This is a genomic window from Paraburkholderia sp. JPY419 (assembly GCF_050435705.1).
In the GTDB taxonomy this organism is placed as follows: Bacteria; Pseudomonadota; Gammaproteobacteria; order Burkholderiales; family Burkholderiaceae; genus Paraburkholderia; species Paraburkholderia youngii.
On the sequence record NZ_JBNDKV010000002.1, the window covers coordinates 3,746,133 to 3,759,855 of the forward strand.

A 13,723-nucleotide genomic window follows, 5' to 3' on the forward strand; every position below is an offset into this window, starting at 1 on the left:
ATCTGATTTGTCAGAAAATGAACACGCAGACTTCTAGAGCAAACACCGTCGCCCGTACGCTGAAGCTCGGTGTTTCGGTGATCTCATTCGCAGTGCTGGCAGCCTGTGCAAACTATGCGGGCATCCACAGCGACAAGCAGATCGATCAACCCCAACAGCTGGAAACGTCGCGGAGCCTCCCGCAAGAGCGGGGGCACTGGCCGTCGGCCGACTGGGTCGACCAGTTCGGCGACGCGCAACTGAAGGCTTTGATCGCCGAGGCGCTGCAAGGCAGCCCGACGCTCGAGCAGGCGCGCGCCCGAGTCGCGCAGGCGCAAGCCTATAGCGAAACGGCGAAGGCGGGCACGCTGCCGCGCGTCGACGCGTCGTACACGCTGACGCGCCAGCAATTCAGCAGTACCGCGTTGATTCCGCCGCCGTACGCCGGCTCCTGGCAGACCGAGAACAAGGGGCTGCTCACCGCTTCCTACGATCTCGACCTCTGGGGCAAGAACCGCGAGGCGCTGCGCGCGGCTGTCTCGGAGGCGTCCGCGAGCGAGGCCGACGCGGAAGTCGTCCGGCTCACGCTCGACACCTCGATTGCCCGCACTTACAACGAGCTGGCGCGGCTCTACGCATTGCGCGACATCGCGCAGCAGGAAGTCGCGCGACGCGAGCAGATCGAGCGCATCACCGCCGGCCGCATCGCAAACGGACTTGATACCGAAGTGGAGCGCAAGACCGCCGACGCGAATCTGTCGACGAGCCGTGCCCGCGTCAGCGCGCTCGACGGCAGCATCCTGAGCACCCGCTATCAACTGGCGGCGCTGCTTGGCAAGGGTCCCGACCGCGGACTCGCGATCACGCGGCCGACGCTCGGCGTCGGCGACGACGTGCGTCTGCCGGACAACCTGCCGGCCGATCTGCTGGGCCGGCGGCCCGACATCGTCGCGGCGCGCTGGCGCGTCGACGCGATCACGCACGAAGTGAAGGAAGCGAAGGCCGAGTTCTATCCCGACATCAACCTGAGCGCAGCGATCGGTCTCGACGCGTTCGGCTTCGGCCGCTTCCTGAGCGCCGCGAGCCGCACCGCGTCGGTGGGCCCGGCGATCCACTTGCCGATCTTCGATGCGGGCGAGCTGCGCGCGCAGTTGAAGGGCCGCTACGCCGAGTTCGACTACGCGGTGGCGACCTACAACCAGACCTTGATCGGCGCGCTCAGCGGCGTGGCCACGGAGCTCGCGCAGATTCGTTCGAGCGACGCGCAGCTCGGCGATGCGCAGGCCGCGCAGCAGGCCGCGAGCGATGCCGATCGCCTCGCGACCACGCAATACAAGGCTGGCCTGACCAACCAGTTGACCGTGCTCAATGCCGACGTCACCGCACTGAACGCCGACGAGGCGATCGCCAATCTGAAGATGAACCGTCGCGACCAGCAGATCCAGCTCGCGTCGGCGTTGGGCGGCGGCTATGTCGATACGTCGGCACAAACCGATCATCACGCGGATGTCGCTGCCGCACCCGCCAGTCAAGTCAAATCCGCGGTCGCCGCGCGTTGAACGGCGCGTCGGAAACCTATCAGGAGAACTGCAATGAGCGATTCGATCACGACCGACCGCGAACTGGCGGATCAGGAAGACGAACACAAGAGCGGCGCGCAAGCGCCCGCCACGCCCGAAGGCGACAACAAGGCGACGCCCCCGTCGAGCCGCAAGCGCCTGATCGCGCTGCTCGGTGCCGCGGTCGTGCTCGCGGGCGCGGCCTACGGCGGTTACTACTACACCGAGGGCCGCTATCATCAGGAAACCGACGACGCGTACGTCAGCGGCAATCTCGTGCAACTGACGCCGCAGGTCACCGGCACGGTGATCGCGGTCAACACCGACGACACGCAGATCGTCAAGCAAGGCGACCCCGTCGTCACGCTCGATCCGGCCGATGCAAAGCTCGCGCTCGCCGATGCCGAAGCGCAGCTGGGCCAGACCGTGCGGCGCGTCTCCGGCCTGTATGTGAACAACGACTTCTACGCGGCGAACGTCGCGCAGCGCGAAGCCGATCTGGCCCGAGCCCGCGACGACCTGCGCCGGCGCGAGGCCGTGGCGGACACGGGCGCCGTGTCCGCCGAAGACATCGCGCACGCCCGCGACGCGGTCAGCGTCGCGCAGGCCGCGCTCGACGCCGCGCGCCAGCAGGGCGAAGCCAACCACGCGCTGACCGACCGCACCACGGTCGAGCAGCATCCGGACGTGCAGGCCGCCGCCGCCAAAGTGCGGACCGCGTGGCTCGCCTATGCGCGCGATACCTTGCCGGCGCCGGTGACCGGCTACGTCGCGCAACGCCGGGTTCAGGTCGGCCAGCGCGTCGCGCCGGGCACGCCGCTGATGGCGATCGTGCCGCTCGACGGCGTGTGGGTCGACGCGAACTTCAAGGAAGTGCAGCTCAAGCACATGCGGGTAGGCCAGCAGGTCACGCTGAGCTCGGACGTCTACGGCAGAGGCGCGAGGTATCACGGTCGTATCGAGGGCTTCTCAGCAGGCACGGGCAGCGCGTTCGCGACGCTGCCGGCGCAGAACGCCACCGGCAACTGGATCAAGATCGTGCAGCGGCTGCCGGTGCGCATCGCGCTCGACCCGGCCGAGCTGGCCGCGCATCCGCTGCGTATCGGCCTGTCGATGACGGTCGATGCCGACACGCGGGACGAGTCCGGTTCGCAGCTGGGCGCGGCGCGGAACACGCGCTACAGCACCGATGTTTTCGCGCAGTACGATGCGCAGGCCGACGCCGAGATCGACAGGATCATCAAGCAAAACGAAATGGTCTCGCGCGCGATGGCGGCGCAACCTCAACCGCAATCGCAATCGCAATCGCAATCGCAATCGCAATCGCAGCGCGTGGCGACGCATCAGCGCAACGCGAACGCGGGTTGATCCGATTCAGGGCGAGCTTGCCGCGACAGAGCAGGAAACGGCAGGCGGCGCTAGTATCGGCATCGTCATTCGACGGTGCGATCGGTGCGAGGTCAGCGGCTGGTTGATGACACGCCATGCTGGACGGGCATCGTCCCGTTCGGTATCCAACGTTGCTGACTGGGGAGGGGAAACGTGAAGTTCTCGATGAAAACCGAAATCCGCGCAGACGATGTTTCGACGATCGAGCATGCAATGAAGTCGGTGGACCCCGACGCGAAAGTCGCGGTCGACGTTGGCACGCAAAGCGTGAGCGTCGACTCGTGGCTGATGCCCGAAGAGTTTCTGGTCGCGTTCTACGACGAGGACTACGACGTGGCCATCAAGGAGTGGTGACATGAACAACGCTCGCGCCGATGTGGTCGGCGGGCAGCGCATGCGTCGCGCGTCGCACGCGTTGGTCAGGCGGGCAGGATCTCAGCAATGACGACGATCACGACAGCGGCGTTGGCGGGCCCCTGGCTATGCGAGAACGCCGAGCGCGCATGTCCCGCCTTGTCACCCAGCACGGCAGCGAACAGATCCGAAGCTCCGTCGACCACGGCGGGCTGATCGTAGAAGCCATCCGCGGAACTGACGTGCCCCTCGACGCGAACGATGTGATGCAGGCGCTCGAAGCCGCCGAGATGCCGCGAGATCTGCGCGAGCGCGTTGAGCGCGGCGAGTTGGGCCGCCTTGCGGCCCTCTTCGAGCGTCAGGGTCTCGCCGACGCGGCCCATGTAGATCATTTTTCCGGCGGACAGCGGCACCTGCCCGGAGATGAAGAGCAGATTGCCGGCTTCGCTGACAGCCGTATAGCTGCCCAGCGGTTGCGGCGGAGTAGGCAGTTCGAGACCGAGTTCGGCGAGTTTCTGCTGGACTGACATGGTGGTTTGTCTCACAGTGTGATCGATTCGGCCTGCTGGCCGTTCGAATCGATGGACCCGATGCAGCGCACTGTAGGCGCATCCGCCGCGAATTCGAACACACACCGTGGACAAAGAGTCTTGCGCCACGAGAACAAGTCTCGTGGAATCGGCCGGCTAGAGCCAGCGCCAGATGCCCGCGGGCCAGCCGGAGAGCGGGATATGCGCCCAGGTCGCCACGAGCCAGAACACCACGCCGCCAATCAGCGCGTGCATGCCGAACCCGCCCAGCCGCGCGCGGCCGGCGGCGATCGCCGCGAACGGCAGATAGCTCGTTTGCGACTCCCATGCGGGCCACAGATCCGGTTGCAGGCGCCGCTTTTTGCGGTCCTGCAACGCGGCACCGACCAGCGCGAGAATGATGATCGCCCCGGCAAGCACGATGTTCCGGGTGACCGGGAGCACGGCGATATGGCACAGCCCCCAAAGCGCGAACGACCACATCATCGGGTGACGTGTCACCGCGTACACGCCGTGCGCCGCGTCGGGAAGAGCGGCGGGCCGGCCAACGGTGGGCAACGCCGGGTTGCGGATCAGCGAGCCCATCAGAAGGATCGATGCGATCAGCATGACCCCGGTCACAATCGCCCACAGCACGTTGCCTGCCGGCCATAGCGGCTCGGAGACTGGCGTCCGGTCGTAAGCCATGACCATCCAGCCGAACGTCAGTATCGCGATCAGCGAATAGACGCCCATGGCGGCCCGTTCGCCGATTGCCCGGACCATACCGGCCCGCAGCGGATGGGACAGGAGAAAGTGGCTACCGACAAAAGCGAATGCCGCCACGACAAGTGTGCTTTCCATGGGCTCGGCTCCTCGAGTCAGATGATCGGTCGAACGTGTGCACTGGAGAATACTACTTCGTGTGCCGCAATGAGCGCGGCGGGCGTTTCGCGAGTTCGATTGCCGCGCGCGGGCATCCGGCTCGGGTCACAAGCCTTTACACGGCCCGTCGACGGGACGGGAGCGGCCACTCGCTAAAGAGAGTAGGTGATCGAACGATCGCCGAAGCCAACTTTGCAAGGCAGAGAGATCATGTTCAGCAAGCGCTGCCTGGCGACCGCGGCAGGTCGCTGGTTGAGGCGCCGGGAAGCGCGCTCCCTGGAGATTTAGACTCGAATACGGGAGTGAACGATGACGAGGATGAACTGCGGCGACCTTCCACGCAATAAATTAAACGCCTCAGGTGTTTGGCTGCGAAGAAACCAACGATCGCAAAACGTGAAGGTAAACCCGCAGAGCAAACATCCCGCCGCTGACTATCATACAAATGTCCTATCTCGACGATATTGACAATATGGATGCGTTCGCCATTCGGGTCGTCCTTGCCGATGACCACCCCGTCATGCTCAGCGGTATTTCGCATGAGCTCGCAGAGGTGAAGACAATCCAGCTGGTAGGGACAGCGAGGAATTCGACTGAGCTGATCGCGCTTCTAACGAGCACACAGTGCGACGTTCTCGTATCCGATTACGCAATGCCTGCGGGCGACTACGGTGACGGAATCGCGCTGTTCTCTCTCATCAAACGTCGCTATCCCGAGATCAAGATCGTCGTTCTAACCATGCTCGACAACCCGGCGGTGATTCGTGCGCTCGTTACACAAGGTGTAACGTGCATCGTCAGCAAATCCGATGCTGGCGCCCACCTTATCCCCGCCGTTCATGCCGTCCATAGCGGCGGCAAATACTATTCGCCAACGATCAATCAGATCGTCCAGTCGATCGACTGGAACCGTCGGGGCAGGGGCTCATCGGACGTGCTGAGTCAGCGCGAGTCCGAAGTTGTGCGTCTTTTTGCATCCGGGCTGACTGTGAACGAGATTGCCGAGAAATTGAGTCGCAGCAAGAAAACCATCAGCACACAGAAATCGAAGGCGATGGAAAAACTCGGCATTGAACGCGAAGTCGATCTGTTTCGGTATGCGATGGAAAATGGACTGGTGACTTCATCGCAGAAGATGCCGGACGGTTCTTCCTCCACAGAATAAATGCAGGAAGCGATTCGCCCTTGCAAATAACATTGAGAAGGTAAATCCGTGACGGGATGCTTGCATTCTTACGGATTTGCATTCCGTCGTTGACCGGATAGTCGCACTGAAGAACGCACACGTGGCAAGTGCAGGTCCGGGATCCTGGCTCTCGAAGTGGCATAGGCGCGTCCCTCGTCACGCGTTACAGACGCCATCGGGGACGAACAACTACGCATTGCACGAAACATCTGGATTGAGTCACCGTCACTGCGCGGAACGTGGTCGCGACCGCACGCAGACTGCTCAAGACCGGGAACGTACGCCTGTCCTATTTTCTGATATTCCTCACTTATAAGACTAAGCCTATTACTGATCCGATGCGGCGTAGATAAAGTCTTGCCCGTTCGTTGTCAATAGGACACGACACGAGAATTCCGCCCCTCACTTTTAATGGCGTCTCTAACGCCTCAAATTACATTGCGACGGAAGTCGACTATGACCACATCAAGAATTCGCGTAATACTCGCAGACGATCATCCAGTGATTCTCGAAGGCGTGCGATACGAACTCGAAAGAGGCAGCACGATCTCGGTTGTTGGCACGGCGAAAAATTCGACCGAACTGATGGCCGCGCTGGCCAACTCGCCTTGCGACGTGGTTGTCTCGGACTACGTGATGCCCGGCGGACGTTATGGCGACGGACTGGCGCTTTTCGCTGCCATTCGCCAGCACTCTCCGAACGTGCGGGTGGTTGTGCTGAGCATGATGGAAAATCCGGCGGTTGTGCGGTTGCTGATGCAGGGAGGCCACTGCTGTATTTTCAGCAAAGCTGATCCGATCAGTAGCCTGACGATCGCGGTACATGCCGCCTACGCGAATGGTCGCTATCTGTCGCCGCGCGTGGCGGCGATCTCAGACACGATCAACCCGGGTGCGCGCGGCAACACGGCCGGAGCCCCATTGACGCGATGTGAACTGGAGGTCGTACGCCTGTTTGTTTCCGGGATGACTGTGACGGAAATTGGCGAGCTTTTGCGTCGCAGTAAAAAAACTATCAGTACGCAAAAGAGCTCGGCAATGCTCAAACTGAGTATCGAGCGAGACGCGGACCTGGTGCGTTATGGAATGGAAAGCGGCTTGGTGCCGTCCGCGGAGCCGGCCAATTCGTAGCAGAGCCCGACGCGTGAGTTTTTGGCCTCAGGCCTGAATCAGCGTGAGCGTGGCCCGGGTGCCGGCTCCCTGGCGACGCTCCCGATGTTCGACTGCGCGACTGCTGTCGGTGAGGGCGCTCCATACCAGCAAACAATCTGTAGCGCGCGGTCCGTTGTGACGGCTGCCCAAAGGGAACGCGTTCGCAAGGTGGGCTAGGTGAAAACGATGACGCTTCAAGGTCAGGTTCCGATTGCGCGACCACCAGTTATGCATCAAAATCGAATTGAAATTCCACGATGCATACCGTGGCATACAAGAAGGTTTCGATATAGGGTGGGTGAGTTGACTTGCCTGGCCGCCCGAGCCCCGAATGAGTGGAGACGCGCAAGATGGAAGAACTGACCGCCCAGAATGTGGGCACGAGATCGAGCAGCAGCTGGTATCGCGGATGGTTTTTGCTGATCCTGGTGCTGATCTATGCGTCGAGCTTCGTCGATCGCATCATCGTCGCGGTTGTTGGTCAGGCCGTGAAGATGGACATGGGCCTCAGTGATTATCAGGTCGGGCTGCTAGGCGGCCTCGCGTTTTCGATTTTCTATTCGGTGCTTGGTCTACCGATTGCGCGTTTGGCTGACAAATTCAACCGTGTCGTGCTGATCTCGGTCTCGATCGTCGCCTGGTCGGCGATGACCGCGCTTTGCGGCACGGCAGGCAGCTTCTGGCAACTGATGCTGTATCGCCTCGGCGTGGGTATCGGCGAAGCCGGCAGCACGCCGACCTCACACTCGCTGATCGCCGACGAGTTCGGTCCGCGCCGCCGGGCGAGCGCGCTCGCCGTCTATGCGCTGGGACCGCCGATCGGCGTGCTGGCCGGCGCGTTCGGAGGCGGCTGGCTCGTGGAGCATCTGGGCTGGCGTCCAGTGTTCTTGGTGGTGGGCCTGCCGGGGCTCGTGTTTGGCCTGCTGGCATGGCTGACACTGCGTGAGCCCAAGCGCGGCGGCGCCGATGGCGTCGCAACCGGCACCGGCGCCAGTGCTCCGCCCCTGAGCGTGGTGTTCAAGCGGCTGACCTCGAGCCGCGCCTTCGTGCAGATGCTGCTCGGCACGGTGATCGGTGCGTTTGGCCAGTACGGTATCAACCTGTTCATCCCGATGTATTTCATCCGCGTCTACAGCATGAGCTTTGCCCAGGCCGGTGTGATTTTCGGTCTGGTGCTCGGCGTCGGCGGCATCATCGGCACTACGCTCGGCGGCGTGTGTGCGGACCGGGTCGGCGTCAACGATCGCCGCTGGTATGCGCGAATCCCGGCGCTGGGTACTGGACTTGGTTTCCCGCTGCTGGCACTAGCCTTCATCGCAGATCAGTGGCAGCTGAGCGTCGCGCTGCTGTTTATGGGCACGATCTTGCTTAACGTGTGGAACGGCCCGACCTTCGCGGTGGTGCAGAGCATCGTCGAGCCGCGCATGCGTGCTACCGCGTCGGCCATTGTGTTCCTGCTGATGAACCTGATCGGTCAGGGCCTCGGTACGCCGACGGTGGGTTTTCTCAGTGATCGTTTCGCATCGCACCTGTTCACGCAAGGTGATTTCCACGCGGTGTGTACCGTGCCGAAAGGGCCGCATGGTGCCGCGGCCGTGTTGCAGGGTCCATTTGCATCGGCATGTCATGACGCCTCGGCCAATGGTGTGCGCTACGCGATGCTGACGGCGAGCGTGGTGCTGATCTGGTCCGCCTTCCATTACCTCCGTGCGACGCGTCATCTGAAGAAGAATTCGTAAGACCTGTTTGGCGAGCATTGTCCCGACGGCGCCGTATGCAAATACGGCGCCGTTTCCTATATCGCTAGTCGGGAAATGCGTATCTGGTATACCTATGCGGTATCATAGGAATTCATGTTTTCTGCTAAACCTTTTATGTCTGTCATTCTCGTTCGATGAGCCAGATCCCAAAAATAAGCCGGTCGGTTGAAATCAAGGCCCTTCTCGAAGGGGAAATTGAGCGAGGCGAGCTGGTCCCGGGCGCAACGTTGGACGAGCGAGCACTGGCGACGCGCTTTAATGTCTCGCGCACGCCAATCCGCGAGGCGCTTCAGCAGCTCGCCGCACAGCGGTATGTACAGATCGTGCCGCGGCAGGGCGTATTCGTGAGCAAGATGTCGGTGCCGCAACTACGTGACGTGCTTGAACTGCTCAGCGAGCTTGAGGTAGTGTCGGCCCGCCTCGCCGCGCGGCGAATGAACGATCAACAGCGAGCGGCGCTCCAAAAGGCGATCGACGAAGGCGTGGCCGCCTTGCAGGATAACGATCCGCGCGGTTTCGCCCGGGCCAATGTGGCATTCCACGAAGTGCTCTGCAACGCCTGCCACAACGATTATCTGGCTGATCAGATTCGTTCCATCCGCCGCCTGATCTCGCGTTACCGGCCCAAGCCGTTCCTCGCGCCGAGCCGCCGCGAGAAGGCCATCAACGATCACCAGAAGCTCGCTCAGGCGTTGCTTTCCGGCGACGAAGCCGCCGCCGAAGCCGCCATGGCCGAGCACTCGCCGGGCTTTTCGGAGTTCCTCGCCACTTTGCCGGAAGAGTACTTCGCGAGTGCGCCCACGCCTGGGCGTGACGGTGGTTCTTCCTCAACGGAACCGCCTTACGACGATCGTTGATGCGCCGTATTGGCGTCTTCCGGGATGGTCGAGTCCCGCTCCCCTGCCGTTCGTTGCCCCTGGTTTTTTGAGCTGAGCTCCCAGGGGGCATTTCTTTTGGCTGCCAAACTGAACTGACGGCCAGACGCAATAGGTATACCCACACCCTGTTGTACGCATACATCGCTGAGCCGCGCGATTTACGCATCCCCATGCTGCAGTTCCCGCCTGCACTCCCGCTATCCCCTCCAACGCCCCAATCTGGCAAGCCTTTGCGCGCCGCGTAGTCTGCTCGCATGACCGGTGAGGGAAAACGATAGGTCGATATCCTAAACGTATTCTTGCGCGCGCCAACAGGTATGCAGCAAAATCTTGTTTAGTATTCCACGAATCGGTTAGTGGAATATTAAAGCCGGTGGCGAGTGTAGCGGGCGGGCCTGGGTGACCGGAACCGGGATGGTTCGGGTTCCGGTGCGAAGCTGACCAGCAAATTTCGTTTGCTCCGAAAAAATGAGATAGGTGGAGACGTGGACATGAGGAAGAAACTATTGGCAGGCGCGATTGCAGCGCTGGCTTCGGTAGGGGTGCATGCACAAAGCAGCGTCACGCTGTACGGCATTATCGACAATGGCCTGACCTACGTGAACAACGTAAAAGGCAGCTCGCAGTTCAAGCTCGACGACGGCATCAATCAGGCGTCGCGCTGGGGTCTGCGTGGCGTCGAAGACCTGGGCGGCGGTCTGAAGGCAATCTTCACGCTCGAGAACGGTTTCTCGCTGAATACCGGTACGGCGAGTCACGGCGGCGCGCTGTTCGGCCGCCGCGCTTTTGTCGGTCTGACGAGCGACAGGTTCGGTACCCTGATTGCCGGTTACGACTACGATTTCATCTACGATTACATTTCGTACTACACGAACGTTGCCCAGTTCGCGCCGTCGTATGCGTTCCACGGTTCGTATGACGTCGACCGCCTGGCGGGTGAGCCAGTCAGTAACATGGTGCGCTATGAAACGCCGGTCTGGCATGGCTTCGGTGCTGGCGTGATGTATGGGTTCAGCAATACGCCGGGACGTCTCGGCGGAACGTTCAACGGTGCCGCAAGCGTATTCAGTGCTGGCCTGAAGTACAGCCCGACCGGTTCGTTGAAGGCGCCGTACTCGTTGGCCGCAAGCTTTACCCGCACGCAAGGCGGTGCCGTCGGTGCAACTGGTGGACCGGGCGCAGGTACGATGGCGCAATACGCCCTACAGGCCGATGCGATTTACACGGCAGCGTTGGCTGGTCAAGTGCGTCTCGGTGATCGTTTCGCCTTGAACGGTGTCTACACGTACACGAGTGCGAATAGCCGGACGCTTGGCACCGTTGTGTCAAGCGGCTATGAAGCAGGCCTAACCTATGAGGCTTCGCCGTTTATGACGTTCGGTGCTGGTTTTACCTATATGGATCAGCGTCACCTCGGCAAATTCAATCTGTATAGCTTCGGTGCCGACTATCGCCTGTCCAAGCGTACGGACGTGTATGCCTTTGGCACCCTGCAGCATGCATTTGCTGGTCGCCAATTTGCTGACAACTTCCTGATCTCGACGCCGATGTCATACGGCGCCAGCGTCGGTACGAATGCAATCTTTGGGAACGGGCGTTCGAGCACCGCCAACCAACTCGCAGTGCAAGTCGGTATTCGTCACCTGTTCTGACCGGTCAGGAACAAGCCGTACAGGTATGCATGGGGTTTCCCGGCATGCCGTGCCTCGGACGCCACGCTTATGCGTGGCGTTTGCTCGTCCTGCAGACCGGATCACGCCCGGTTGCCTCGTTGTGCGTGTGGGAGAGCTTTTGCGCCGACAACGAAACACCTGGGTTGTGCTTCGTCAAGAAAGAAAGGCCAGATACTCATTCACATGAGGTCTGGCCTTTCTATTCGAGCCATGCTGCCGCGTGAAGCGGGCAGCATGGTTGATGGCGGAGATCAGAGATCGGCAAACCTGCCGTTACCGGCCGCGAGCTTTTCGAGCAGCGGCGCAGGCTTCCACCAGTAGCCGTACTCTTCGTACAGGCGCTTGATGTCCTGATAGACCTTGGCGAGGCCGATCTGGTCGGCGTAGTACATCGGGCCGCCGAGCTTTGCCGGGAAGCCGTAGCCTGTCACGTACACGACGTCCATATCGCTCGCGCGCAGCGCGATACCCTGTTCAAGCAGCTTCGCGCCTTCGTTGATCATGCCGTACATGCAGCGCTTGATGATCTCTTCCTTCGGGATCGAACGGCGCGTGATACCCAGGCGTGCCGATTCCTCGACGATGTACTGCTCGATCTCCGGGTCGCGATGTGGCGTGCGGTCGCCCGCTTCATAGCGGTACCAGCCCTTGCCGTTCTTCTGCCCGAGGCGGCCCATCTCGACCAGTTTCATGATCAGGTCGTTCCAGCGGCGATCGTTCGGACGCGTGGCCATCTGTGCCTTGCGCGTCTGGTAACCGACGTCGTTGCCGGCCATGTCGTGCACCGCGAAAATACCCATCGCATAGCCAAAATCCTTGAGCGCGGCATCGACTTCGTGCGGCAGCGCGCCGTCTTCGACGAGGAAGTGGGCTTCGCGATTGTAGTTGCGGAACAGCGCATTGCCGATGAAACCGGGGTACACGAGCGAGTACACCGCCACCTTGCCCATGCGGCGGCCGAGTTCCATCAGCGTGACGACCGCCTCGTCAGAGGTGTTGTCGGCGCGCACGACCTCGAGCAGACGCATCACGTGCGCCGGGCTGAAGAAGTGCGCGCCCACCACGTCCTGCGCGCGCGTCGTGACAGCCGCGATCTCGTTGATGTCGAGGCCCGACGTGTTGGTGGCGAGGATCGCGCCAGTCTTCGCGTGGCGATCGAGTTCGCGGAAGATGCCTTGCTTGAGGCCGAGATCTTCGAACACCGCCTCGATGACGATGTCCGCGTCCTTGACGTCGGCGATCGCGGTCGAGCCCGTGATCAGCGCGAGCCGGGCATCGCGCGTGGTGTCGTCCAGCTTGCCGCGCTTGATGCTCTGGTGATAGTTGTCGCTGATGCGTGCGAGGCCGCGCTGCAGACCTTCGTCGTTCGCGTCGATCAGCGTGACCGGGATGCCGGCCGCCACGAGCGCCATCGCGATACCGCCGCCCATTGTGCCCGCGCCGATCACGGCTGCGCGCCTGATATCGCGCGGCTTGACACCGGCGGCAACCGGGATTTGCGCGGCGAGCTTTTCGGCGGCCTTCACATGGGCCAGTGCCGCAGCTTCCTGCGGCGTGAGTTCTGCGGGTGCATTCATCGTTGCTTTACTCCGGCTTGACGAGTTTGGCGTTTCCGTCCACGAAACTCTGCAGACGTGCGGCGGTTTCGGGAGAACGCATCATGTTCGAGCTCATGTACTCGAGGAACAGGCCGTCCTCATGCGAGAGATCGTTCACGCGCGGCAGCAGGTTGGTGATGCGCCAGTTGGTGTCGGGGACGTTCTGCGCGATTTTTGCGGCGATTTCCCTGGCTTTGTCGAGTGCGCCGCCGATCGGCGTCAGATAGGTGATGATGTGCTCGCGCTGGCCTTCCTCGGCGGTCAGCAGACGGCCCGTCAGCATCATGTCGGCCATGACGGTATAGCCGACCACGCGCTGGATGCGCACCGTGCCGCCGCCGCCCACGAAAATGCCGCGCTGGCCTTCGGGAAGCCCGAAGAAGCATGACTGGTCGCCGACGCGCACGTGTGCCGCCGTCGCCAGTTCGAGACCGCCGCCGACCACGGCGCCGTGCAGCGCCGCGACGAACGGAATAGGGCCGCGCGCGATCAGGTCGAACACTTCGTGCCACGAATGACGGCGGCGCTTCTTCGGCGGGGCGGTCTGGCCGGTGGCGCGCGATAGCGCCTCGCGCAGGTCGAGACCAGCGGAGAAGTGACCGCCATGGCCGTAGATCACGCCGCACATGGCTTCGTCGCCGGCGCGGTTGACGGCATCACGCAGTTGCGCAATCACTTCCTCGTTGATCGCGTTGCGCTTCTCGGGACGATTCAGCCCGATCAGCGCAACGGCGCCGTCGAGTTCATAGGTAACCTGGGTTTCGCTCATGCGGCGCTCCGTTGGATGTTTGTCTGGTGATG

At 62.0% G+C, this 13,723-nt stretch carries 12 protein-coding genes; 8 read left to right on the plus strand and 4 right to left on the minus strand.

Features of this window, described 5'->3' with window-relative positions; translation table 11 throughout:
- The first annotated feature begins 17 nt into the window (after positions 1 to 17).
- The 3 genes from QFZ91_RS23340 to QFZ91_RS23350 all read left to right on the plus strand — a co-directional run bounded on the left by QFZ91_RS23340 (position 18) and on the right by QFZ91_RS23350 (position 3,281).
- Positions 18 to 1,538 (plus strand): efflux transporter outer membrane subunit, encoded by a 1,521-nt coding sequence (locus tag QFZ91_RS23340; RefSeq protein WP_429568567.1) that lies wholly within the window; start codon positions 18 to 20, stop codon positions 1,536 to 1,538.
- Positions 1,539 to 1,571: 33 nt separating this feature from the next.
- Positions 1,572 to 2,906, plus strand: a complete 1,335-nt coding sequence (locus QFZ91_RS23345) for an HlyD family efflux transporter periplasmic adaptor subunit (protein ID WP_429568568.1) — start codon at positions 1,572 to 1,574, stop codon at positions 2,904 to 2,906.
- Positions 2,907 to 3,092: 186 nt separating this feature from the next.
- Positions 3,093 to 3,281: a copper chaperone gene (locus tag QFZ91_RS23350; protein WP_429568569.1), complete on the plus strand. Its 189-nt coding sequence runs from the start codon at positions 3,093 to 3,095 to the stop codon at positions 3,279 to 3,281.
- Between the two features lie 65 nt (positions 3,282 to 3,346).
- Here QFZ91_RS23350 and QFZ91_RS23355 read toward each other — a convergent pair whose 3' ends face one another.
- Together QFZ91_RS23355 and QFZ91_RS23360 are read right to left on the minus strand one after the other, a co-directional pair.
- Entirely contained in the window at positions 3,347 to 3,811 is a 465-nt protein-coding gene (locus QFZ91_RS23355; protein ID WP_176377681.1) for a RidA family protein, read from the minus strand.
- A 156-nt stretch (positions 3,812 to 3,967) separates the two neighbouring features.
- On the minus strand, positions 3,968 to 4,654 hold the full coding sequence (locus QFZ91_RS23360; protein WP_429568570.1) for an NnrU family protein: 687 nt from the start codon (positions 4,652 to 4,654) through the stop codon (positions 3,968 to 3,970).
- 466 nt (positions 4,655 to 5,120) lie between these two features.
- On the opposite strand from QFZ91_RS23360, the gene QFZ91_RS23365 reads away from it, so the two are divergent.
- The 5 genes from QFZ91_RS23365 to QFZ91_RS23385 all read left to right on the plus strand — a co-directional run bounded on the left by QFZ91_RS23365 (position 5,121) and on the right by QFZ91_RS23385 (position 11,303).
- Positions 5,121 to 5,840 carry a response regulator gene (locus QFZ91_RS23365; RefSeq protein WP_368620676.1) on the plus strand — a complete coding sequence of 240 codons (720 nt, stop codon included), beginning with the start codon at positions 5,121 to 5,123 and terminating at the stop codon, positions 5,838 to 5,840.
- A gap of 477 nt (positions 5,841 to 6,317) precedes the next feature.
- Positions 6,318 to 6,992, plus strand: coding sequence for a response regulator (locus QFZ91_RS23370; RefSeq protein WP_429568571.1), 675 nt, complete (start codon positions 6,318 to 6,320; stop codon positions 6,990 to 6,992).
- A 371-nt stretch (positions 6,993 to 7,363) separates the two neighbouring features.
- Positions 7,364 to 8,752 (plus strand): spinster family MFS transporter, encoded by a 1,389-nt coding sequence (locus tag QFZ91_RS23375; protein WP_429568572.1) that lies wholly within the window; start codon positions 7,364 to 7,366, stop codon positions 8,750 to 8,752.
- A gap of 155 nt (positions 8,753 to 8,907) precedes the next feature.
- The gene (locus QFZ91_RS23380) at positions 8,908 to 9,630 is read left to right on the plus strand and encodes a GntR family transcriptional regulator (RefSeq protein ID WP_429568573.1); all 723 of its coding nucleotides are present in this window, start codon (positions 8,908 to 8,910) and stop codon (positions 9,628 to 9,630) included.
- A gap of 527 nt (positions 9,631 to 10,157) precedes the next feature.
- Positions 10,158 to 11,303: a porin gene (locus QFZ91_RS23385; RefSeq protein ID WP_429568574.1), complete on the plus strand. Its 1,146-nt coding sequence runs from the start codon at positions 10,158 to 10,160 to the stop codon at positions 11,301 to 11,303.
- A 272-nt stretch (positions 11,304 to 11,575) separates the two neighbouring features.
- Here the strand turns inward: QFZ91_RS23385 and QFZ91_RS23390 are convergent, their stop codons facing one another.
- On the minus strand, positions 11,576 to 12,901 hold the full coding sequence (locus QFZ91_RS23390) for a 3-hydroxyacyl-CoA dehydrogenase NAD-binding domain-containing protein (protein WP_429568575.1): 1,326 nt from the start codon (positions 12,899 to 12,901) through the stop codon (positions 11,576 to 11,578).
- A gap of 7 nt (positions 12,902 to 12,908) precedes the next feature.
- Positions 12,909 to 13,691, minus strand: coding sequence for a crotonase/enoyl-CoA hydratase family protein (locus QFZ91_RS23395; protein WP_429568576.1), 783 nt, complete (start codon positions 13,689 to 13,691; stop codon positions 12,909 to 12,911).
- Positions 13,692 to 13,723 lie beyond the last annotated feature (32 nt).

What these genes read in the sequence shown, in the direction of transcription:
- QFZ91_RS23340 (WP_429568567.1), top strand. Translation starts at nt 18, where the DNA reads ATGAACACGCAGACTTCTAGAGCAAACACCGTCGCCCGTACGCTGAAG.
- QFZ91_RS23345 (WP_429568568.1), top strand. Translation starts at nt 1,572, where the DNA reads ATGAGCGATTCGATCACGACCGACCGCGAACTGGCGGATCAGGAAGAC.
- QFZ91_RS23350 (WP_429568569.1), top strand. Translation starts at nt 3,093, where the DNA reads ATGAAAACCGAAATCCGCGCAGACGATGTTTCGACGATCGAGCATGCA.
- QFZ91_RS23355 (WP_176377681.1), bottom strand. Translation starts at nt 3,811, where the DNA reads ATGTCAGTCCAGCAGAAACTCGCCGAACTCGGTCTCGAACTGCCTACT.
- QFZ91_RS23360 (WP_429568570.1), bottom strand. Translation starts at nt 4,654, where the DNA reads ATGGAAAGCACACTTGTCGTGGCGGCATTCGCTTTTGTCGGTAGCCAC.
- QFZ91_RS23365 (WP_368620676.1), top strand. Translation starts at nt 5,121, where the DNA reads ATGTCCTATCTCGACGATATTGACAATATGGATGCGTTCGCCATTCGG.
- QFZ91_RS23370 (WP_429568571.1), top strand. Translation starts at nt 6,318, where the DNA reads ATGACCACATCAAGAATTCGCGTAATACTCGCAGACGATCATCCAGTG.
- QFZ91_RS23375 (WP_429568572.1), top strand. Translation starts at nt 7,364, where the DNA reads ATGGAAGAACTGACCGCCCAGAATGTGGGCACGAGATCGAGCAGCAGC.
- QFZ91_RS23380 (WP_429568573.1), top strand. Translation starts at nt 8,908, where the DNA reads ATGAGCCAGATCCCAAAAATAAGCCGGTCGGTTGAAATCAAGGCCCTT.
- QFZ91_RS23390 (WP_429568575.1), bottom strand. Translation starts at nt 12,901, where the DNA reads ATGAATGCACCCGCAGAACTCACGCCGCAGGAAGCTGCGGCACTGGCC.
- QFZ91_RS23395 (WP_429568576.1), bottom strand. Translation starts at nt 13,691, where the DNA reads ATGAGCGAAACCCAGGTTACCTATGAACTCGACGGCGCCGTTGCGCTG.